The organism is Streptomyces sp. NPDC001678, assembly GCF_042892945.1.
In the GTDB taxonomy this organism is placed as follows: Bacteria; Actinomycetota; Actinomycetes; order Streptomycetales; family Streptomycetaceae; genus Streptomyces.
Map to the genome: position 1 here is coordinate 621,192 of NZ_JBIAUP010000001.1, position 20,743 is coordinate 641,934.

A 20,743-nucleotide genomic window follows, 5' to 3' on the forward strand; every position below is an offset into this window, starting at 1 on the left:
CTGCCTCCTCGCTGCCGCCGTGCCACGCCCTGCGTGGTACGGCCATCGGGTCTCACGTCCGCGGGCCGCGCCTCCGGGCGGACCGCACCACCGCGGAAGGCGCCAACGCCGAGCGTGCCGTACCCCGCGTGCCGCCGGTAGAGGGAGTACCCCGGACGGGGCGGCCCCCGCAAGGGGTCGGGCGGGTCACGGCCGGGGCCGGCCGGCCCCGCCGCCGACGAGCCGGGCGTGGAGGGAACGGGCGGAGCTGTCGGTCAGGGCGGCGATCTGGTCGACGACCGCGCGCAGCCGCCCGGCGTCGTCCTTCGCCTCGGTCCACAGGGAGTGGAACTGCGGGTCGAGGCCGTCGGGGGCGCGGGCCACGAGGGCCTCGGCGAGCTCGGCGATGACGACGCGCTGTTCGGCGCGGAGCTTCTCCTGGTCCTCGCGCTGCATCACATAGCGGTCGGCGACGGCCTTGAGCACGGCGCACTCCAGGCGGGTGCCCCGGGGGACGACCAGCTCGGCCCGGTACCGGGTGAGCCGACCGGGCCCTCCCCCAGAGCCTGAACGGCCTGGGTGGTACCCCCATGCGGACCTTGTGGCCTCCTCCGCCGCCAGGCAGAAACGGCCGATGAGCTGGCTCGTCGCGTCCTTCAGGCGGGCCTGGGAGACGGCCGAGCCGTCGTAGCCGTGCGGCCACCACTCCTGTTCCAGGAGCCGGTCGAGGGCGTCGGAGAGCTCGTCGGGGGCGGCGCCCGGGGCGTAGCGGCCTGCGGCGACGGCGAAGATCTCCCGGCGCTCGGACTCGGCGAGCAGCACATGCGGGTCGAGGTGGCCGGCGTGGAGGCCGTCCTCGACGTCGTGCACCGAGTAGGCGACGTCGTCGGCCCAGTCCATGACCTGGGCCTCGAAGCTGCGGCGGTGGCCGGGGGCGCCCTGGCGCAGCCAGGCGAAGACGGGCATGTCGTCGGCGTAGACGCCGAACTTCCGGGAGTCCGGCTCGGTGGGGTGGCCCCCCTGCGGCCAGGGGTACTTGGTGGCGGCGTCCAGGGCGGCGCGCGTCAGATTGAGGCCGACGCTGACGACCTCGCCGGTGGCGGGGACGGTGACGAAGCGCTTGGGCTCCAGGCGGGTGAGCAGCCGCAGCGACTGGGCGTTGCCCTCGAAACCGCCGCAGGGACCGGCCACTTCGTTGAGCGCCTGCTCGCCGTTGTGGCCGAAGGGCGGATGGCCGAGGTCGTGGGCCAGGCAGGCGACCTCCACCAGATCGGGGTCGCAGCCGAGGGCGGCGCCCAGCTCCCGGCCGACCTGGGCGCACTCCAGGGAGTGCGTCAGCCGGGTGCGGGGGCTGGCGTCCCAGCCGCGGGCGCTGGTGCCCGGGGTGACCACCTGGGTCTTGCCGGCCAGCCGGCGCAGGGCGGCGGAGTGCAGCACCCGCGCCCGGTCGCGCTGGAAGGCGGTGCGGCCCGGCCGTTTGTCGGGCTCGGGCGCCCACCGCTCCAGATCGGCCGGGTCGTATCCGGCGATGCCGTCCTGCTCTGTCACGGGCCCTGCTGCGCTGCCGTTCATACCCCCGACGGTAGCCCCAGGGTGTGACAGCAGCGATGCGTGCGGGGGTCCTCGCGGGGGTCTCGGCAGGGGCCTGCGCCGGCGCCGGGGTGCTCCGGGAACCCGCGGCTCCGCCGCGACGTTGGCCCTTCGCGATACGGGGGAGGTCCATATGGGTGTGACGAGCGGTGCCGGGCTGCCCGGGCTGCGGTACCGGCTGCGCCGGGGGCCGTGGCTGCCCACGACCGTCGCCGGGCGGCGGCGGGCGGTACAGGGCGTGATGGCGGCCTGTGTGCTGGCGCTCCTGCCCGTGACCTGGGTGCACACGGCGGGCACGCCCCGGGTGCGGACCGCCGGTGACGTCCCGGAGGCCCCGGTCGCCATGGTCTTCGGCGCGGGCCTGTGGGGCGGCGAGCCGTCCCCGTACCTGGCCCACCGCCTGGACACGGCGGTGGACCTGTACCGCGCGGGCAAGGTCCGGGTGCTGCTGGTGACGGGCGACAACAGCCGGGACGACTACGACGAACCGGACGCGATGCGCACGTATCTGACGAGGCGCGGGGTGCCCGACGACCGGATCGTCAGCGACTTCGCCGGTTTCGACACCTGGGACTCCTGCGCCCGCGCCAAGCGGGTCTTCGGGGTGGACCGGGCGGTCCTGATCAGCCAGGACTTCCACATACGGCGCGCGGTGGCGCTGTGCGGGGCGGCCGGCATCGACGCGTACGGCGTCGGGGCGGGCGAGAAGCACGACGTCACCTGGCTGGCGGGCGGGGCCCGGGAGGTCTTCGCCGCGGGCAAGGCCGCGCTGGACGCGGTCGTACGGCCCAGCCCGGCCTTCCTGGGCCCCCACGAGCCGGGCGTGGAACGGGCACTGGAGACGGCGGGGCGGTAGGCCTCGGCCGGACGGCCTTGACCGGTAGGCCGTGACCGGGCGGCCGTGACCGGGCGGGGGTCAGTGGAGCTGGACCAGCGCCAGGAAGGGAGTCCCGCGCTCGTCGCCCTTCCGGGCCCGTACCAGCAGCTGGTCGCGGTCGTTGATCGCCTCGATCGCCACCGGCGTGCTGCCCGTGCCGAGGACCGGCGACTCGTCGAGCCGGTGCAGCCCGCCACGCGGGTCCCACACCACCGGGACGTCACCGCCGCCGCCCGTCGCGTCCGTCCGGACGGAGCCGGTGATCCAGCCCCGGTCGTTGATGCCGGTCGCCTCGCCGCCGAAGCCCAGGTCTGTCAGTTCCTCCGGGTTCGCGGGGTCGTCCCAGCGCGTCGGCGTGACCGTCACACCGTCCGCACGCCGCTGTCCGCCCACGAGCACCTCGCGGTTGTTGACGCCCTTCGCCCAGGTCCACGAGGTGTGTCCCGGACTGGCGGCGTAGGTCTCCGTCGTGCCGTCGGGCCGCCAGGCCGCCGCGAGGGGCGGCGCGACCGCCGGGGTGCTTCCGACGATCAGGCCCTCGTCGTCGATGGCCGCGGCGGAGGCGCCGGGCACCATCGGGGCCAGTTCCCGGAACCCCGTCTCCGGCCGCCACCGGTAGTACGAGCCGACGGTCCGCGGGCGGGGCCCGGCCTGGACGTAGTGGTAGGCCGCGAGCAGCACGGTGCCGTCATCGGATATCCGGGGGGATGAGCCGAGGACCCCTTGCTGTCCGGCGGGCACGCCGATCCTGGTCGGGGTCCCGTCGGCATCCCAGATGAGCAGGCCGTCGGTGCCGTGGATGCCCACGACCCGGCCGTCATCCGTGATGTCGCTGGGGAGGATGTTGCTCCCGCCCTGGAGAGTCCGGTGCTCGCCCGTCCTCAGGTTCCACACCATGGACTCGCCCTGCGGGTTCCGGAACACGATCTCACCGTTCCTGTTCACGGCGTGGGCGCCGTAGCCGTCCTCCAGGGTGCCGATCACCCGCGCGTCCAGCCGCGCCCGTCCGGGCCCGTCGGTTCCCCCCTGCCCCGCCGTGGCGGTTCCGGCCGGCGCCAGCAGGCCCACCAGCGTGGCCACCGCGATCGCGGCACGTCTCCAGCTCGACATCGCTGCCCCCTCTTCGTGCTCTCGCATGAGAAGGAACACCCTGCTCGCCATCGCCCCGGGCCGTGGCCGGAACACCCCACCTTGGCGGGTTCCCGTCAATCGCGCCGGGGCTCGCGCCCGTTGATCGCGTCCAGGTAGAGCTTGAAGATCTCGTCGTCGTTGACGGGGCTGTAGGAGACGCGGTCGGCGTCCTCGCCGTCGGGCCCGCCGCCGTTGAGACCGCCGAGGACGCCGACGAGGTCGCCCGTTCCGGTCTTCTCGCTGAAGTGGACGAGCCAGGGGCTGCCCGAGGTGCCCGAGAAGAAGCCGTCGCAGCGCATCCTCAGCTGGTTGTGGCCCTCCAGCCGGGCGGTCAGGGCCGTGCAGCGGACGGCCTGGTCGGCGGGGTCGCTGTCGGCGCTCGGATAGCCGATGACGGTGACCAGATCGGTGAAGCCGGGCGTGCGGACCAGCCGGTTGGCGCCCGTGACCCGCTCGATCTGGCGGCCCCGGCCGTCGGGCCTGACCGTGGCGAAGGCGAAGTCCAGGTCGGAGCCGTCGCCGTAGTCGTCGCGCCGGGGGTCGGTGAAGGCGCGGTCCACGGTCCACACCCCGTACGGCTGGGCGCCCGCGCCCTGCCGGTAGCCGGGGACGAAGGAGGCGCCCTCGCCGAAGCCGCAGTGCCCGGCGGTGACGATGAGGTTGCCCTTGGGACTGTGCACCACGCTGGCCGTGCAGTGGTGGTCCTTCATGTCCTCGCCGGCGTAGAAGAGCACGCCGACCGAGGGCACCCCGGCGAAGTGGCGCGCGCTGCCGGTGATCCGCCGGGCCCCGCTCGCGGCGCCGTCCGCCCCGTCGGCGGCGTCGGCGGTGTCCGCCGTACGGGTGGGCCCCCAGAAACGGCGGGCCTCGTCGCTGGACCAGTTGCCGCCCCGGCCGTGCCCGCCGGCCCCCCTGGGCACGGCGGCCGCGAGCACGACGACGTACAGGCCCGCGAGCACGGCCCGGACCCAAGGGACCCTGGACCACCGGAGGAAACGCACAGGCACCCCCACCACGTCAGGAAGGCTGTCGACAGGCTAACCGCAACACCCGGGATCGCAGCGCACCGAGCAGCTTTCCGGAAGGTCGGTAGTGCGAATGACCGATGAATTCCCTCCGGCGCCGCCCCGGCGCGCGGGCCCTCACATGTGGCTCGACACGGGCACGAGTACTGTCGGCGCCATGACTGGCTGGAGCGCGAAGGACATCCCCGACCAGAGCGGCCGCACCGCCGTGGTGACCGGCGCCAACAGCGGCATCGGCTATGTGACCGCGCGGGAACTGGCCCGGCGGGGCGCGAGGGTGGTGCTGGCCTGCCGCGACGCCACCCGGGGCAAGGCCGCCGAGGAACTGATGAGAGCTCAGGTACCGGACGCTGACCTGCGGTTGGCGAAACTCGACCTCGCCGACCTGTCGTCGGTACGGGCCTTCGAGAAGGAACTTCCGGACCAGCGCGTCGATCTGCTGGTGAACAACGCCGGGGTGATGGCGCTGCCGCAGCGCAGGACCGTGGACGGCTTCGAGATGCAGTTCGGCACCAACCACCTCGGCCACTTCGCGCTGACGGGCCTGCTGCTGCCCCGGCTGCGCGCCGCCGGGCCCGGGGCGCGGGTGGTGACCGTCTCCAGCGGGCTGCACCTCCTCGGCACGGTCGACCCGCGCGATGTGCAGATGGACCGCCGCTACCGGCGCTGGATCGCCTACGGCCGTTCGAAGAGCGCCAATCTGCTGTTCGTGCACGAGCTGTCGCGCCGGCTGACGACCGAGGGCGGGGCCGTCGTGGCGGCGGCCGCGCATCCGGGGTACGCGGCGACCAATCTCCAGACAGCGGGCGCCCGGATGGAGGAGCGGGCCTGGATGGAGCGGGGCGCTGAGCTGCTGAACCGCGTCGTCGCGCAGAGCGCGGAGGACGGGGCGCTGCCGTCGCTCTACGCCGCCACGGCGGCGGGCGTACGACAGGACGACTTCATCGGCCCACGGGTCCAGCTGTGGCGCGGCGCGCCCACCCGCTCGGTACGGGCGTGGTGGACGCGCGACGACCGTGCGAGCGCGGGCCTGTGGGCGGTGTCGGAACGGCTGACGGGCGTGACGTATCCCTGAGCGGGGCTTTCCGGGGACGGGACCTGCCCGACAGGACCTGCCCCCGGGCCGGGCGGGGACGCAGGACGCCACCCCAGGCGGGGACGCCGGGCGCTACTCCAGCCCCGCCGACCGCAGCAGCCTGCGCGCGCCCTCGCCGTCGATGCGGTCCGCCAGCGCGCCCAGCGGCATCGCGCCCTCGCGCAGCAGGCCGGTCTCGCGGGCGCGGCGCACGCCCGTGTCGAGGTGGTGCCAGATCAGCGGGTTCGCGGTCAGGACCTTGGGGTCGAACTCCACGCGGTTGCCGCCCACGTCCCGCAGCACCAGCCGTGGTGACATGCCGTCCGATCTGCGCACCCGGGTGAGCAGATCGGTGCGTACCCGGCGCTCGCGCAGCAGGCCCCGCACCGCCAGCCAGTTCTCGCCGGCCGTGACGCGCGCGGGCCACAGCACGGCGACGAGGGTCACGCCGATGGCCGCCCAGCAGCCGCCGCGCGGCCAGTTGACGCTGCCCCGGGCGACGTCGGCGAGGAGCAGCGCCCCGCCGAGCCCCAGCCCGCACAGCCAGGCCGAGCGGGCCTCGCGCCGCCAGCCGAGGTCCAGGGCCAGGACCCGCCCCGGCGCCCCGGGCTCTCCGGGTTTCCCGGCGTGCGTCCGTCGTACGTAGCCACCGTGCCGCGCTCGTAACGTCTGTCGCCGTCCCATGCTCCTGACGCTAGAACCGCTGACTGAACCCGGCGCGGGATGTTGACGGCGTGCTGACGTGGCTTTGGCCAATCCTTGCGCCGCCCTGACGCCTCTTCCGTATCTCCCGTCAATAACTCGTATGGAAAGCGCCAAAACGCGCCAAGAGGCCGCCAAGGCCGGTCGCGGCCCTCTCCACGCGAGCGCACGCTGAGCGCTCGGACACCACGGAGGTACGACAAAACATGTCCATGCTGGCCAATTCGGAGAACGCCGCCGGCACCGGCGAGGAGCCGCCTGATACCGGCGCCGCGCGGTCCGCCGAGGACCGGCACCGGCTGACGGCCGTCCAGGGCCTGGCGGCCCTGTCGCTCGACGCGATGGCGTCGGTGGCGTACGGGCCCGAGTCGATCGTCCTCGTACTGGCGGCGGCCGGGGCGCACGGCCTCGGCTTCACGCTGCCGGTCACGCTGGCGATCGCCGCCCTGCTGGCCGTCCTCGTCGCCTCCTACCGGCAGGTCATCGCGGCCTTCCCCGACGGCGGCGGCTCCTACGCGGTCGCCAAGCGCCACCTGGGCCGGCGCACCAGCCTCTTCACGGCGGCCTCCCTGGTCCTGGACTACGTGCTGAACGTGGCGGTCTCGGTCACCGCCGGCGTCGCCGCCCTGACCTCGGCCTTCCCCTCCCTCTACGCGGACCGGCTGTGGATCTGCCTGGCCGTGCTGGTCCTGGTCACCGGCGTCAATCTGCGCGGCATCGTGGAGTCCGCCAAGGCGTTCATCGTCCCCACCGCCGTCTTCGTGGGCTCGATCCTCGCCATGATCGTCGTGGGGCTCTTCCGCTCCGCCCCCGCGAGCACCGAGGCCGCCGCCGGGCACGCCTCCGCCCTGGCCGGGAACGCCACCGCCGTCGGCGCGCTCCTGCTGCTGAAGGCGTTCGCCGCGGGCTGCTCGGCGCTCACCGGCGTCGAGGCCGTCGCCAACGCCGTCCCGTCCTTCCGCGCCCCCGCCACCCGGCGTGCGCAGCGCACGGAGGTCGCCCTCGGCGCGCTGCTGGGCATCATGCTGATCGGCCTGTCGGTGCTGATCGGCCGCTTCCACCTCCAGCCGGTGGAGGGCGTCACCGTCCTCGCCCAGCTCGCGGACGCCTCGCTGGGCCACAACTGGGCGTTCTACGTCGTCCAGTTCGCCACGGTCGTGCTGCTGGCGCTGGCCGCGAACACCTCCTTCGGCGGACTCCCGGTCCTGATGGGCCTGCTGGCCCGCGACAACTACCTGCCGCACGTCTTCGGCCTCAAGGCCGACCGCCAGGTCCACCGCCACGGCGTGCTGGCCCTGGCCGCCGTCTCCGCGCTGCTGCTGGTCTTCTCGGGCGGCGACGTCAACACGCTCGTGCCGCTCTTCGCGATCGGCGTGTTCGTCGGCTTCACCATCTGCCAGGTCGGCATGGTGCGGCACTGGCGGGAGGAACGTTCCGCCGGCTGGCGGGGGAAAGCCGTCCTCAACGGCTTCGGCGCGCTGCTGACGGGCGTCTCGGCGGTGGTCGTCACGGCCACGAAGTTCGCGGAGGGCGCCTGGCTGATCGTCGTCGCGCTCCCGGTACTGGTCCTGGCCTTCGAGGTGGTCCACCGGGCGTACGAGCGGATCGGCGAGCGGCTGGAGCTGGGCCGGGTGCCGGAGGCGCCGCGGCGCTGCCACTCGGTGGTCGTGGTGCCGGTGTCGTCCCTCTCCCGGCTGACGAGCAAGGCGCTGACGGCGGCCGTGTCGCTGGGCGACGAGGTCGTGGCCGTGACGGTTTCCCAGCCGGACGCGGAGGGCCGGCGGGCGGCGGAGTCGCTGCGGCGGGACTGGGAGCTGTGGAACCCGGGCGTGGATCTCGTCGAACTGCCCGCGCCGACGCGCGCGCTGGGCCGGCCGATCGTGGACTACGTACGCGAACGCTCGGACCGTCACCCTGACACCCGGGTGACGGTCCTGATACCGGAGGTCGAGCCCGCGCGGCTGTGGCAGCGGCTGCTCCAGAACCAGCGCGGGGCCGTGGTCGCCCACGCGGTGCGGCGGGACACGGATGCGGTGATCTGCCGGTTGCGGTTCCGGATCGGGGCGGCGCAGGGGTGACGCGAGGGCGCCGGGGCCCGGCCCGTGAGGGGCGGGGCCCCGGCGCCTCGACGGTGACCGCTACTCGAAGTAGAACTCAGAGGCGCCGCCATCGGCCAAATAGACCCCACCACTGTCAATCTGGTTCAGGTTGTAACCGTTGTCCACGCCGTCGGACCTGTAGTGAATCAAACGGTGTGCCTCACCGCGGAAGACGAGGGACTTGCCCGTCACAGAGATCCCTGAGGCCGATACCGTCCCCGAGACGTCGATGCCCTCCCCGAACTTCACCGTGCTGCCGCCACCGGTGCTGAGCTTGTAGGGAGATACCCAGGCGGAACCGACGTCCAGGTCCTTCTTGACCGAGGCGTTGCCGGTGACGGTGAGGTCTCCGTCCGCGCTCAGCGCCTTCATGTCGGTGGCCCCGCCGATGGAGGCATCACCGCTCACCGTGAGCTTCGCCCCCACCGTGACCGCATCGTTCGCCGTGAGCGCCCCGCCCACCGTGGCCGCGCCGACCGCCGTGAGCGACCCGGCCGTCGCCGAGCCGACGACCGTCGCGTCACCCTCCACGCGCAGCGCCGCCAGGCTCGGGTCCGGGACCGTCACCGTCGTCGTCAGGCAGTGCGTGGCCTGGTTGACGGTGTACGTCAGGTAGAAGGTCGTGTCACGGGTGACCGTCCCCTTCCACTCCAGGTCGCGGATGGTGTTCTCCTGCCCGGTGGCCGCCTTCGCGCCCGAGCCGTACGAGATCGTGTAGTCGATCGTCGTCGGGCCGCGCCACGTGAGGTGGACGTCGCCGCCCGACGCCGCCTCCGGCTTGTCCGCCCGGAAGTCGTTGACGATCTGCACCGGAACCTCCGGCGCCGGGAACTTCGTCAGCGCGCACGTCGTGTAGCCCACGCTCGTCGGCCAGTTGCCGAGATCCTTCGTGGCCGTCTCGCGGATCTCCACCCGCGCCGTGCCCGGCTCCTTGCTGATGCGCAGGTTCTTGAGGGTGATGGTGATGCCGGAGCGGTCCACCTTCGCCTTCTCGTCCTTGTGCGTGGCCCGGAAGTGCTCGTATTCGCCCTCCGGGAGGGCGATGTCCAGGCCCGGTGTGCCCGGGTCGACCTGCTCCACGGTCCAGCCGGTGGCGCTGCCGTCGCCGTCCTTGTCGCCGTCCACCAGGCTCTGGGCGAGGTCGCCGTGCGGGAGGGAGAAGAAGATCTCCCGGCAGTAGACGGACTCGGTGCCGCCGTTGGAGACGACGATGTGGAGCGTCGTGGGCGGGGCGCCTTCGGTCGCCGCGTACAGCGGGAACGGCTCGGTGATGACGGCGTAGTCCAGCAGCGGCTGGCCGAGGGGGGCCGGATCGGTCACGGGAGTGGTTCCTTTCGGGGAAGAGGTCACTGGGCGGCACCGCCGTCGAAGGGGTTGGTCAGGCGCAGGAAGCCGGTGCGGACGACCGGGCCGTCCTCGTCCAGGCGGGCGTTCTGGTCGGTCTGGACGATCGGCCGGTGCTCCCACCGGGCGGTGGTCTCCCCGTCGGGGACGACCAGTTCCGCCCAGTCCCACGTGCCCTGCGGGGACGCGGGGTACGGCAGGGCCAGCGGCTCCGGCGTGCCCGCCGGCGCCGTGGCCGGCAGCTTGCGGGCGGTGGTCAGGACGGGGCTCAGCCGCAGGGCCGGCTTCAGCGCCGCCATCGCGTTGCGCGTGAAGCGGGCCGGCAGCCGCAGGTCGGTGACGGGCAGCAGGTCGGTCGTGGCGTGGACGGCGGCCTGGGGGTCGAGCAGCAGCGTCAGGTGCGTGTGCTCCTTGGAGTCGGCCGCCAGGCGCGGCCAGTTCGCCTCGCCGATCTCGCTCACGTAGCCCGTGGGCGTCTCGGTGTCCGGCGTGGCCACCGCGTGGAAGGCCGAGTAGTCGGTCTCGGTGAAGTAGCCGATCAGGCCGTCGCCCCGCTGTCCGGCGTTGCCGAGCCGGACCGGCCACCGGTAGGCCACGTGCGCGATCTGCTCGGGCACGTCCTTCCCCGTCGTCCCGTGCTCGTCCCACTCCAGCGGGGTGCGCCAGTCGAGCGCGTACTGCCAGCCCGGGTCGGCGACCGGCGGGCCGTCCAGTTCGAAGCCGAGCCGGGCGCGGACGAGGGCCAGGGGCCGGCCGAGCAGCGCGCCGAGCACCTCGTCGCCGTACGGGTTGCCCGGGTCGATGCCGGTCAGCGCCCGGTCGACGGTGGAGAGCAGGTCGGCGAAGGCGTCGGGGCCCTTGGCGACGAGCTCGCGCAGGCACGCGTACAACTGCGGGCGCACGGTGGCCAGGTCGTCGAGGGTACGGACGGCCGAGTCCGGCAGCGCGTCCCAGCCCAGCACGGTGGTGACCCCGTCGGGCGAGGACGCGTCCGCGCGCAGCTTCAGGCGCAGCTCGCCCAGCGGGGTGCCGTCGGGGGCGTAGCAGAGCAGCGAGCGGTCCACGTAGCTGGGGATGATCCAGGCGCACACCGGGGTGGTGCCGGCCTCCAGGTCGACGAGCTTGTCGTCCTGCCGCTCGTCGACGAAGTCGAAGCGCAGCCGGGCGGGCTGGAGGAGGCGCGGCGGCAGTTGGACGAAGCGGTCCTTCAGTACGTCGTCGGCGCGCTTCTCGCCAGGCAACAGGCTGTCGCCCACGATGGGGTGGAGGTAGGCGGCGTCGCCGGGCAGCAGGACGTCCAGGGTCTGGCCGAACTCGTCGACGACGGTCAGCGCGGCCATGGCGAACTGCCCGGCCCGGATCTGGGAGAACCCGGACGGCAGCCAGCCCTCGAACGGCACCGGGAGCGGTCCCCTGTGCGCCAGGTGACCCCGGGCGTCGCCGACGAGGTCGCCGATCGCGCCGGGTGGGCTGAGGTTGGGGGCCTTGTCGCGGCCGGCGAACCGGTCGGTGAGGCCGTCCAGCTTCTGCGAGAGCAGGTCCAGGTCCCCGGCCTGCCCGGCGGCCGCAGCGTCGGCGCCGTGGCGGTCGAGGCCGGCACCGAGCGTCTGCTGGAGCAGCGGTACGAGGAAGCGCCGTCCGGTCACGTCGAGGGTGTGGTCCGTGTCGGCGTCGCCGCGCTGCCACTGGTAGCGGGTGCCGTCGAACTCCCAGTTGCCGTAGGGGACGTTCCAGTGCCTGACCTGCCACTGGTACAGCAGCGGCTTCCACGGCTGCCGCCACTGCGGCAGCGCGTTCCCCCCGAGCTGGTCGAGGAACTCGCCCAGCAGCGCTGCCACGATGGGCGGCAGCCCGTCCGCCTTGAGACCGGCGAAGGGGGCGGGCAACGCGCCGCCCACAGGGACGCCGCCGGTGATCTGCGCGGGCAGCCGGACCTGGAGGGGGTCGTTCTTGCCGCCCGCCTTGCCGCCCGAGCCGCCTGACAGCGCCGCGTGCGCCGCCGTGTGTCCCTTGGTCCCGGACAGCACCACCGACGGGTCCGTCACCTGCCAGAACGGCGGCAGCGCCTCCCGGCGCAGCTCGCAGCCGGCGGGCCGACCGACCGCGTACGCGGTGACGGCGCGCTCCGCCTCCGCCAGCTCCGTCTGCCGCCTGGCCACCTCGGCGGCGAGGCCCTGCGGGTTGGCCGGGTCGATCTCGGCGCGGAGCTGCTCACGCGTGTACTGCCGCGCGATGAGGGGCAGTCCGTGGGTGAACCACAGCGCGTACAGGCGCTGCTGGAGGTAGGCGAGTTCGCGTGCCTTCTTGTCGTGGTCGTCCTGGAGGCCGTTCAGCCCCGCCAGCCACTGCTCCTGCTCGGGGGCCGCCCCGGACCAGGTGACGGACTTCGGGTCGCCGGAGGCGTTGCCCTGTCCGGTGCTGTCGGCGAGCCGCCAGACGTAGCCGCCGGGCACCTGGCTGAACCAGCCCTTGTGGAGCTCCTGCGCGGTACGGATCTCGCCGTCCGGGCCGTCCAGGGTGTCGGTGAGGCCGCTGCTCAGCGCGTGCAGCAGGGCGTGGTCGGTGTGCGCGAGGGCGTTGCCGGTGTCGGCGGGCAGGGCGGTGTGGGCCAGGGCCGTCATGGCCGCGTGGGCCTCGTCCGCGCTGCTGCCGACCGCGATCGTGACGGCGCTCTTGTCCGGGCGGTCCGACGCGGGGGCCCCGCCGTCCCGGTCCCAGGCCAGGCCGGCGACCCGACCGCAGTAGGTCGTGCTGCCCGGCTTCCAGCCGTCGGGCAGACCGCCGTCCACCGCCCAGCCGAGCCCGGCCAGCACGCCCGCCGCCGTCGCGTCCGGCGCGGCGAGCAGCCGGCGCAGCTCCTCCTGCGCGGGGTCCGAGTACCAGCCGACGACCTGGTAGTCGACGGCGTCGGCCTTGTCGATGCCGGTGAGCGGGTCGTGCAGGGAGAAGACGTTCTGGTGGTACGGCTGGTAGGCGTGGAAGGTCATCAGGCCCGGGCCGACCGCCGTCAGGAACAGCTCCTTGCGGGACGCTTCGGAGTCGGCCGGCTCGCTCCACGCCGTACCGTCCGGGCCCGGACCGATGTCGAGGGCCCGGCCGGCCTTCGTCGGGATGATCGTGGAGCGGAACGGCGTGCCCGAGGGGTCGCCGATGCCCGCCTTGAAGGGGTGCACGAAGCGGGACGTGCCGTTCTCCGGGTCCAGGAAGTCGCTCTCCACCACCCAGGCCGCCAGCTGCTCCGGCCGGTCCTTGACGTACCGGACCACCAGCCAGCGGTTGGGCACGAGCGGGAACTCGGTGCGCCCGCCCGCGGTGCGGGCCGCGCCCCTGCGCAGCGCCTCGGGCAGCTCCCAGCGCACGTACACGCCGTCGTACTGCTTGTACGCGCTGTCGTCCTCCCCCTGGTGCGTGGCGTTCCACGGCACCTCGTTGGTGAAGGGGTCCGGCTCGGGGGTGCGGTTGTGGCGCAGCAGGTTGAAGTTGGGCTGCCAGCGGCGGAAGCCCTGGCCGTCCCGCTGCCGGAGCGTCTGGTTGACCACCAGGGCGTCCACGGTCACCGGGACGATGAGCGTGTCGTCTCGGTCAGCCATTGCGGTGGTCTCCTGTCGTGACGGGTGCGGTGGTGAAGGTGCGGCGCTGGGCGGCGTTGATCATCTGGATGGCGAACCGGGCCGGGCTGAGGGGCGGTTGCAGGCCCAGCGCGCCGGCGAGCCCGTCCGCGAGCTTGCCGATGCGCAGCACGGTGTCGGGTTTCCCCTCCCCCGGCCGGCGTACGTAGTCGTGCAGTCCGGGCTGCGTCGGGAAGAACTTGCCCGGCAGCTCCTGCCCGATGGGTCCGGTCGTCCCGTCGACCGACCGCAGCCGAATGATGCCGTCGTCCAGGGGCGCGGCGGCGTTGCCGTCGTCCGGTTCGTCGATGCCGAAGTGGACGCCCTGCTGGGGCTCGGCGATCTCGACCCGGCCCGGTATGCCCTCGAAGAGGACGAGCAGCACGTCCTCGGCGAGCGCCTCCCGGCGCAGGACGCGCAGCGGCGTCGATCCGGTGCTCTCGCCCGATTCCACGTAGGGGCGGACCTCCAGCGCCGGCCAGCCGCTGACCAGCCGGGATCGCAGCAGCAGGCCCGTGACCGGGGCGGTGGGCTCCGGCAGCGCGCCCAGGGGGCCGAAGAGCAGGTCGTCGCCGGTGAAGTCGAAGCGGTGGGCGAGGCCGACGCTCAGGGCGCCCTCGACGAGCGTGGTCGTCCAGTCGGCGTCCATGTGGAAGAAGCGCAGGCTCTCCGCCGGGAGCATGCGGGCGTCAGGGACGAGGTGGGCGAAGGGGACGCCCGTGAGGTTCCGCAGCCGCAGCAGCCAGTCGCGTACGGCGGTGAAGTCCTCGTCCGGGCCTTCGGGCTTGCCGCTGCCGCCGGTGATGTCGCCGACGCCCTTGTCCAGCCGGTCGCGCAGGTCGGCGTCCGTGCGCAGCCGCCGGACGGTGATGTCGGCGAGGGCGGGCAGGGCGGTCGCCTCGGCCACGGGGGTGACCGCCGGACGTACCGCGTTCGCGGCGGCAGAGGCGATGACGGCCACGGGCTGCCGGTGGAGCTCCTGGAGGTGGCCGACGAGCCCGTTGGCGGCCAGGTGCTCGATCCGGGCGCGGGCGGCGACGGCCGGGGCCGGGTTCAGGGCCTGCTCGGCCGCCGTGCGCACCTTGCCGCGCAGCCGCAGCAGGGACGCGGCGAACTGGTGGTCGGCGAGCGCGACGCCCCGGCCCGCCGTGAAGGCGGTGGCGAGGGAGACGTCGAAGACGCCGTACTGCTCCAGGTGGATCAGGGCCTCGGCCGCGCACCGGCGCCGGTCCCGGTCGGTCCGCTCCTTGACGGGCTCCGCGACGAGCGGCCCCCGGTACCAGCCGAAGGTGCCGCGCCCCGACTCCGTACGGCACGAGACGGGCAGGTATCCGTCGCGCAGCCGCCCTGCGACCTCCTGCTGTTCGGTGCCGGACAGCGGCAGGTCGCCCACGGGGACGCGCAGCAGCAGCTCGGTCCCGTCCTTGCCTTCGGTGTCGACGAAGTGCTCGGTGAGGGCGGCGAAGCCGGGGATGTGGTCGGCGAGGGTCTCGAAGGACCAGGACCACAGGGAGATCAGCCGCAGCCGCTCGTCCGGGCCGGTGTACACCTCCTTGCCCTCGCTCCCGTCGGGCAGGCGGTCCAGCCAGCCCTCCAGGGAGACGAGGTGGGCGATGTAGCGTCCGCCGGCCGGGCTGGGCAGCCGGTTGCCGGTGACGACGGCGTAGTCGCCGATCTGGATGCGGTCCTCGGTGAGGGTGACGCCCTGGTGCTGTTTGTTGACGTGCCGGACGTGGGTGAGGAGCGGCAGTTCGTCCTGGGCGGGTGCGACGGCGTGGAAGACGGCGCGGGGCACGAGGACGGTGCGGCACACGCGCTTCAGCTCGTCGTCCGCGATCGGCTCGGTGGTCGTGTCGAAGGCGGGCAGGACGACGCCGTCCTCGTGGCCGGTCGCCAGCTGGTCGACGGTGCGCTGGTCGTCCTGGCTCGGGCCCAGGCAGTGCGGGTCGTCGGGCAGCTCGCCCTCGCCGAAGACGAGGAGGGCGAGCCAGGGCAGGCGTTCGCCGCCGGTGCCGATGTGCTCCTCCCGTTCCCAGGGGAGCGTGGGCCGGTCGAGCGTGATGTGCGGCAGCACGTCGTCGTACAGGCCGGTGGCGCCGGGCGGCGGGTAGGCGCCGTGCACCCACTCGGGCTCCACGGCGAAGCGGGGCGCCCGCACGTCGATGTGCCGGGTGACCGGCTTGTCGGCGGTCGGCAGGTAGTCGTCCGGGGCGCCGGTGAGGGTCTGGTACGCGGTGAGCGTGTACTTACCCGCCGTGATCCGAGGGACGAGCGAGTCGCGGAACTCGACGTTCAGCGAGGGGTCGGGCTCGGGGGCGGGGTCGGAAAGGTGCTCGGGCCGGCTCACGCCGCACCGCCTTCCTTGGTTCGTGAGTTGTCGGCGTTGTCGGCGGCCGGGACGGTGACGGCCAGCGCCAGCGGGTCGTCGGTGAGCTGGACCGTGTCGGGCAGCAGCGCGGGCGGGTTCGCGGCCAGGTCGACGACCCGGAGCTTCCGGTCCTTCGCCAGGGCGACGTAGAGCCGGTCACCGGCGGTGGACACGGCGAGCGCGACGGGCTGGGGGCCGACCCAGACAGGCTCGCCCGTCTCCACGGGCTTGCCGGCTGAGGCGGGCGAGGCGCCCGAGGTGTCGAAGACCGAGACCGTGCCGGCGGTGGCGCTCGCCACGTACAGCCGGGTGCCGTCCGGGGAGGCGACCAGGGCGCTGGGGTCGGTGCCGGTGCGCAGCGTCGTGACCACGGCGGCGGAGTCGCCGGTGGCGGCGGTGACGTCGACGACCGTGACGGTGGACCTGCCGGCGTTGAGCGCGTAGATCCAGCGGCCCTTGGGGTCGACGGCCAGGCGGGTCGGCGAGGGGCCGGCGGTCAGCCAGGCCAGCGGGGTGGGGTTGGCCACGCTGGAGACGTCGATCTTGACGACGGTTCCCTCGTCGGGCAGGGCGATGTACGCCAGTGGCTTCCCGTCCTGCGAGAGGGCGGCGGCCACCTCGGCGGGGATCGCCTGCTGCCAGTCGGGAGTGATCGTGCCGTACTCGTGAACCCTCTTCGCCACTTCTCCGCTCAGGTCGAGGATCACCAACTGGTTCGGCTGCGGGTAGGTGACGTAGGCCCACTTGCCGTCGGGCGAGTACGCCGCTCCGCGCGCGTTCTGCGCCAGGGCGAAGGAACTCGCGTCCAGGGCGACCGCCTTGTCGGGCTGATCGGCCGAGGTGTCGAAGACGTCGATGTGCTCCGGGCGGCCGACCACATACATCCGGCTGCCGTCCGGGCTTGCGGCCAGGTGCGTGGGGTCGTCGTGCTGAAGGGCGATGGGCGCGTACGCGGTCAGCCCCTGCGCGTCGACCGGGGTGACGGTCTTCCCGGCGCCCAGCACGTACAGCCGCTCGCTGACGGTGGGCTCGCCCGGGACCGTATCGGCGATCGGCGCCGTGACGTCGCCGGCCACCAGGGCGTCGTCGGCGGCCAGCCTGCCGTTGGTGCCCGGGCTGACGCCCAGGTAGCCCATCGCCGCGAACAGCCGGTCGCGGGACTGGTCGATCAGCGTGCCGGACATGGCGCCGGTGGCGGCGCCCACGTCCCGGGGACCACGGACCGGTTCGGCGAACAGCTCGGCGGCGATGAGCGGGGCCTCGACGAACGAGGCCTCGGCGGGCGCGTGCAGCGGCAGCGTCCCGTCCGGCCTGCGGTCGTCGTGCGCGAGCACGCCCGCCTTGATCGGGCCCGGCGTGTCGCCCTCGGCGGGCGGCGGGAGACGCAGGTCGACGCCCATGAGCTGGTCGCCCACCCGCGGCTTGTCGTCGACCTTGAGGTCGACCTTGTACTCGCCCCACAGCGCGGCGGGCAGGCTCGCCCGGTCCTCGGCGGCCGGACCGGCGTACCAGGCGCCCAGGTCGGGCTGGTCCGTGCCGGTTTCCTTGGTCAGGGTGACGGTGAGGACCGAGTCGAGGCCCATCCCGTCCTTCTGCCGGGGGCGGATGTCGACCTCGTGGCCGGTGATCGTCCTGGCGTCCTTGTTCGTACCGAGTCGCAGCTCGGAGACGGGGACGGCCGTCCGGACGGCGAAGGAGAACGCGCCGGGGCCCACGACCCACAGCTCCTCGCCCTGCGCGTCCTTGGCGCGCGTGGGCGACAGGCCCGCCGTGGGCATCAGCCGGACGGCGTCCTCCGCGGCGGGCAGTTGCTTGAGCACCTCGTCCCAGGTGGCCGCGCGGCCGTCCTGCGCACTGCCGCCGCCGAAGGAGATGGTGAACGAGATGAACCAGAGGTGGACGGTGACCTCGCCGGCCGTCGGCGGCCCCCACAGCCGCAGCGACGCGCCGACCTCCACACTGATCGTCTCGCGCACCAGCCACAGGTCGAGGGTGTAGCTGACGCCGATGCTCACGTCGATCTCGACGTCGAAGTGGAACGGGGCCCACCCGATGAGCATGTTGGCGCCGGCCTTCAGCCAGGCGTGGAGGTCGCCGGAGCGGAAGTTCACGTCCAGCTCGCCACCGGCCATGATGGCGCCCGGGGTGAGGGCGAAGTACGAGCCGCCGCTGATCGTCAGCTCGGAGGTGACGGGCCAGTTGAAGCCCAGCCTCGGCACCCGCGGATAGTGCGCCGGCAGCACGCGCTCGAAGTCCGGGTGGTAGCCGCCGAGCGTGAGGACGAAGTCGCCCGCGTGGGCGTCGTCGAACCATGTGTACAGCGCGAAGCCGCCGGTCAGGACGCACGCCTCGTCGATGAGGAACGAGCCCGGCGCGAGCTGTGCGGCGATCTTCAGGGTGCGTTCGCTCTGGCGGTACTTGGCGGAGATGCCGAGCCGGGCCCGCGCGTACGCCTTCAGGCCCACGTCCTTGGGGAAGCGTGCGTCCGCCGTGCCCAGGACGGCGACGGCGAAGTCGTCGCCGTCCTCCAGGACGAGCAGGGCCTGCCCCTCCAGGAACTCGAAGATCTTGAAGCCCAGTCCGGCCGCGAACCACAGCTGTCCCGGCCGGGGCCGCACCCAGGCGTCGTCGCCGCTGCCCATGAGCGTCGCGAGGACGGTCATGGGGTCGGAGTCGGCGCTCGGCTCGGGGGCGGTCATGTCCTTGAGGAACGGGAACTGGAGGACCTCGTCGCCCTCGGGGAGCCGCAGATCGGTGTTGAGACCGAATCCGGCCATGATCTCGGTGATCTGGACGGGCGGCGGGCCGCCGAACTCGCCGGTCACCTTGCCGAACAGGAACATCGACGGCTCGCCGTCTTTCCGGTCCCGCGCGTACGCGCCGAGGGCGGTGATCCCGAACTTCTCGGCCGATACGGCCAGTACGCCCTCGATCAGCGGGTCGTAGGTGGGGTCGTCGGGCTTGTAGACCAGCCCGCCCGCGATCGCGAGCGGCGGGCGGGAGTAGGCGACGCTCATGCCGTCGAGCCGGATGTGCAGGCTGCCGTCCTTGAGCGATATGCCCACGCCGAGCCCCTCGACGCCGAGTTCGAGCCCGGCCATGCCGAGGGACGCGTCGAAGAGCACCCAGACGGTCTCGCCCGCGAGGCCCGCGCCGATCCGGCGCAGACGCAGGGGGCCGACGGAGCGCTGGACGTCGGCCCAGGCGACCAGGGGCAGTCCGGTGGCGGGGGCGGGCGCGGCGACGACGGGGCTGCCGTCCTCGCGGATCAGCCGGGGCGACTGGGGCTCCTGTGGTGCGGGAGGAGTCTTGGTACCGCCCGTGCCGCCGCGCACGACGAGCGAGGTGGTCTCGGCACGTCCGGGCAGCTGAAGGTCGACGAGGAAGGCCAGGCCCTTGACCAGTCCATCCGCCGGCAGCATGGGCAGCGTGCCGTCGCCGCTCGCGGACAGCGCCTTGTTGAGCTCGCCGATCCGCTCGGCGGTCAGGTCCTGGGAGGCGACGAGCACCCCCAGACCGCGCAGTCCGGCGTCCTGCCCGTCGGGTATCTGTCCGTGCAGCAGCGGCACGTCCGAGAGCATGGCCTTCAGCGCCACCCCGACGCGGACGGCCCAGGCCCTCGGCTTGTTGACGTCCGGCTGGTCCGACACGACGACCAGCGAGTCCTGATCACCGCCGGCGGCGAGCACGATGGCCTTGCGGGCGGCGGAGTAGCCGAAGACGAGCTTGTTGACGCTGCCCAGCCGGGCCAGGACGTCGGCGGCTGAGGCGTCCTTCACGCCCAGCAGGGCGGCCAGGTCGGCGAGGGTGACGCCCTTGGTGTCCTCCCAGGTGGCGGAGAAGTCCGCGTGCTGCGCGTCCTCGACGGTGAAGGTCAGGACGCGGGGGTCGGTGTCCTGGGGAGCGGGCAGGGTCAGCGACAGGTGGGCGGCGTACTCCTGGTCGTAGCCGGCCTCCCCCTCGCCCGTCCGCTTGGTCAGCGTGGCCTGGACGCCGAAGTCCGCGGTGACGTCCCCCAGCGGGACGGCGGCGTCGACCTCGACCCGGAACCCGGGGGTCGCACCCCGGTCGTAACCCAGCACGAGGCGTTCGAGCTCGATGCCCTTGAGCACGGGCGGCGGCGTGACGCCGAACAGGCCGAAGAACGCTTCGGCGATGTGGAACTGCTTGCCTTCCTCGGGCTCGATGACGAAGTCGTAACTCGTGCGGTCGGCTTCGAAATCGACCGAGCAGGTGAGGGTGAGCGCTTCGCCCTCCGATAATTCGACGTCCGCCTGCGCATAGAGCTTGCGGACGGCGGCGCCGTCGAGCATACGGATCTCGTAGACCAGCATGAGATCGCGCAGACCGATGTCGGTCAGCGCCCCGAGAAGGGGGTTTTCATTCAGTGACAGGGCAATCTGGACGCCGATGACGTCGTCACCGTCAGCGGGCTCGTCGCTCTCGGCGAAGAACCACAGCGATACCGTCGGCGTTTCCGGGGAAATCGTGCCGCTGAGCCGCAGGTTCGCGGGATCCGTTTCGGTGACCGTGAGCTCGGCGCGCACGGTGAACCATTTCTCCAGGGCGCCGATGTTGACCGCGTCCTTGAGATCCCCCAACGCATCGGGAAGGTCGCCCGGAAGAGCCAGCCCCGATTTCTCGGTGAGTTTGGAGAGCCAATCCTTGAGCTCGCCGACGGTCATCGCCACAACGCATTCCCTCCGACCGTTCTGGCCGCGCTGGGCACGGGCCGTCATGGGTGTCGAAACACAAAATCCGGCGGGACGGTAGCAGTGCCGCGATCTTGGTCGGCGATGTTCGAGCCAGTCATGCCGTTGGCTGTTTTGTCGCGATGTACCACACTTTGTGGCCACTCTCCGGCGAAAACCGGCCGTGACCTGCCCTTCCCCATGGGCATGACAGTCCGAAAACGCTCCTGCGGCGGCCCGTCCGAAAAATGCCG

The 20,743-nt window shown here is 73.0% G+C and carries 11 protein-coding genes; 3 read left to right on the forward strand and 8 right to left on the reverse strand.

Annotation, left to right across the window (positions count from 1 at the left end; translation table 11 throughout):
* Positions 1-186 precede the first annotated feature (186 nt).
* Positions 187-1,551 (reverse strand): deoxyguanosinetriphosphate triphosphohydrolase, encoded by a 1,365-nt coding sequence (locus tag ACFYZR_RS02865; protein ID WP_391904004.1) that lies wholly within the window; start codon positions 1,549-1,551, stop codon positions 187-189.
* A 151-nt stretch (positions 1,552-1,702) separates the two neighbouring features.
* Between ACFYZR_RS02865 and ACFYZR_RS02870 the strand changes: the two genes are divergently transcribed.
* Positions 1,703-2,425, forward strand: a complete 723-nt coding sequence (locus ACFYZR_RS02870) for a vancomycin high temperature exclusion protein (protein WP_391904007.1) — start codon at positions 1,703-1,705, stop codon at positions 2,423-2,425.
* A 60-nt stretch (positions 2,426-2,485) separates the two neighbouring features.
* Here ACFYZR_RS02870 and ACFYZR_RS02875 read toward each other — a convergent pair whose 3' ends face one another.
* Both ACFYZR_RS02875 and ACFYZR_RS02880 read right to left on the reverse strand, forming a co-directional pair.
* Positions 2,486-3,556 carry a hypothetical protein gene (locus tag ACFYZR_RS02875; protein WP_391904009.1) on the reverse strand — a complete coding sequence of 357 codons (1,071 nt, stop codon included), beginning with the start codon at positions 3,554-3,556 and terminating at the stop codon, positions 2,486-2,488.
* A gap of 95 nt (positions 3,557-3,651) precedes the next feature.
* The gene (locus ACFYZR_RS02880; RefSeq protein WP_391904012.1) at positions 3,652-4,536 is read right to left on the reverse strand and encodes a trypsin-like serine peptidase; all 885 of its coding nucleotides are present in this window, start codon (positions 4,534-4,536) and stop codon (positions 3,652-3,654) included.
* Positions 4,537-4,759: 223 nt separating this feature from the next.
* On the opposite strand from ACFYZR_RS02880, the gene ACFYZR_RS02885 reads away from it, so the two are divergent.
* A complete protein-coding gene (locus ACFYZR_RS02885; RefSeq protein WP_391904015.1) occupies positions 4,760-5,677 on the forward strand; it encodes an oxidoreductase in 918 nt (305 codons plus the stop codon).
* A 93-nt stretch (positions 5,678-5,770) separates the two neighbouring features.
* Here ACFYZR_RS02885 and ACFYZR_RS02890 read toward each other — a convergent pair whose 3' ends face one another.
* Positions 5,771-6,361: a hypothetical protein gene (locus tag ACFYZR_RS02890; RefSeq protein ID WP_391904018.1), complete on the reverse strand. Its 591-nt coding sequence runs from the start codon at positions 6,359-6,361 to the stop codon at positions 5,771-5,773.
* A gap of 224 nt (positions 6,362-6,585) precedes the next feature.
* Between ACFYZR_RS02890 and ACFYZR_RS02895 the strand changes: the two genes are divergently transcribed.
* Complete coding sequence (locus tag ACFYZR_RS02895) at positions 6,586-8,457, forward strand: APC family permease (protein WP_391904021.1); 1,872 nt, start codon at positions 6,586-6,588, stop codon at positions 8,455-8,457.
* A 60-nt stretch (positions 8,458-8,517) separates the two neighbouring features.
* Here ACFYZR_RS02895 and ACFYZR_RS02900 read toward each other — a convergent pair whose 3' ends face one another.
* From ACFYZR_RS02900 to ACFYZR_RS02915, 4 genes are read right to left on the reverse strand one after another with little or no spacing between them, the layout of a single operon-like run.
* Positions 8,518-9,798, reverse strand: a complete 1,281-nt coding sequence (locus ACFYZR_RS02900; RefSeq protein ID WP_391904024.1) for a hypothetical protein — start codon at positions 9,796-9,798, stop codon at positions 8,518-8,520.
* A gap of 26 nt (positions 9,799-9,824) precedes the next feature.
* Positions 9,825-13,412, reverse strand: a complete 3,588-nt coding sequence (locus tag ACFYZR_RS02905; RefSeq protein WP_391904027.1) for a hypothetical protein — start codon at positions 13,410-13,412, stop codon at positions 9,825-9,827.
* Positions 13,405-15,777 carry a hypothetical protein gene (locus tag ACFYZR_RS02910; RefSeq protein WP_391904030.1) on the reverse strand — a complete coding sequence of 791 codons (2,373 nt, stop codon included), beginning with the start codon at positions 15,775-15,777 and terminating at the stop codon, positions 13,405-13,407. Before ACFYZR_RS02910 ends, ACFYZR_RS02905 begins: the two co-directional genes overlap by 8 nt.
* On the reverse strand, positions 15,774-20,483 hold the full coding sequence (locus ACFYZR_RS02915) for a DUF6603 domain-containing protein (protein WP_391904366.1): 4,710 nt from the start codon (positions 20,481-20,483) through the stop codon (positions 15,774-15,776). Before ACFYZR_RS02915 ends, ACFYZR_RS02910 begins: the two co-directional genes overlap by 4 nt.
* Between the last annotated feature and the right edge of the window lie 260 nt (positions 20,484-20,743).

Excerpts from the sequence above, each read along its gene's own strand:
- ACFYZR_RS02865 (WP_391904004.1), bottom strand. The coding sequence starts at position 1,551 with ATGAACGGCAGCGCAGCAGGGCCCGTGACAGAGCAGGACGGCATCGCC.
- ACFYZR_RS02870 (WP_391904007.1), top strand. The coding sequence starts at position 1,703 with ATGGGTGTGACGAGCGGTGCCGGGCTGCCCGGGCTGCGGTACCGGCTG.
- ACFYZR_RS02875 (WP_391904009.1), bottom strand. The coding sequence starts at position 3,556 with ATGTCGAGCTGGAGACGTGCCGCGATCGCGGTGGCCACGCTGGTGGGC.
- ACFYZR_RS02885 (WP_391904015.1), top strand. The coding sequence starts at position 4,760 with ATGACTGGCTGGAGCGCGAAGGACATCCCCGACCAGAGCGGCCGCACC.
- ACFYZR_RS02890 (WP_391904018.1), bottom strand. The coding sequence starts at position 6,361 with ATGGGACGGCGACAGACGTTACGAGCGCGGCACGGTGGCTACGTACGA.
- ACFYZR_RS02895 (WP_391904021.1), top strand. The coding sequence starts at position 6,586 with ATGTCCATGCTGGCCAATTCGGAGAACGCCGCCGGCACCGGCGAGGAG.
- ACFYZR_RS02905 (WP_391904027.1), bottom strand. The coding sequence starts at position 13,412 with ATGGCTGACCGAGACGACACGCTCATCGTCCCGGTGACCGTGGACGCC.
- ACFYZR_RS02915 (WP_391904366.1), bottom strand. The coding sequence starts at position 20,483 with ATGACCGTCGGCGAGCTCAAGGATTGGCTCTCCAAACTCACCGAGAAA.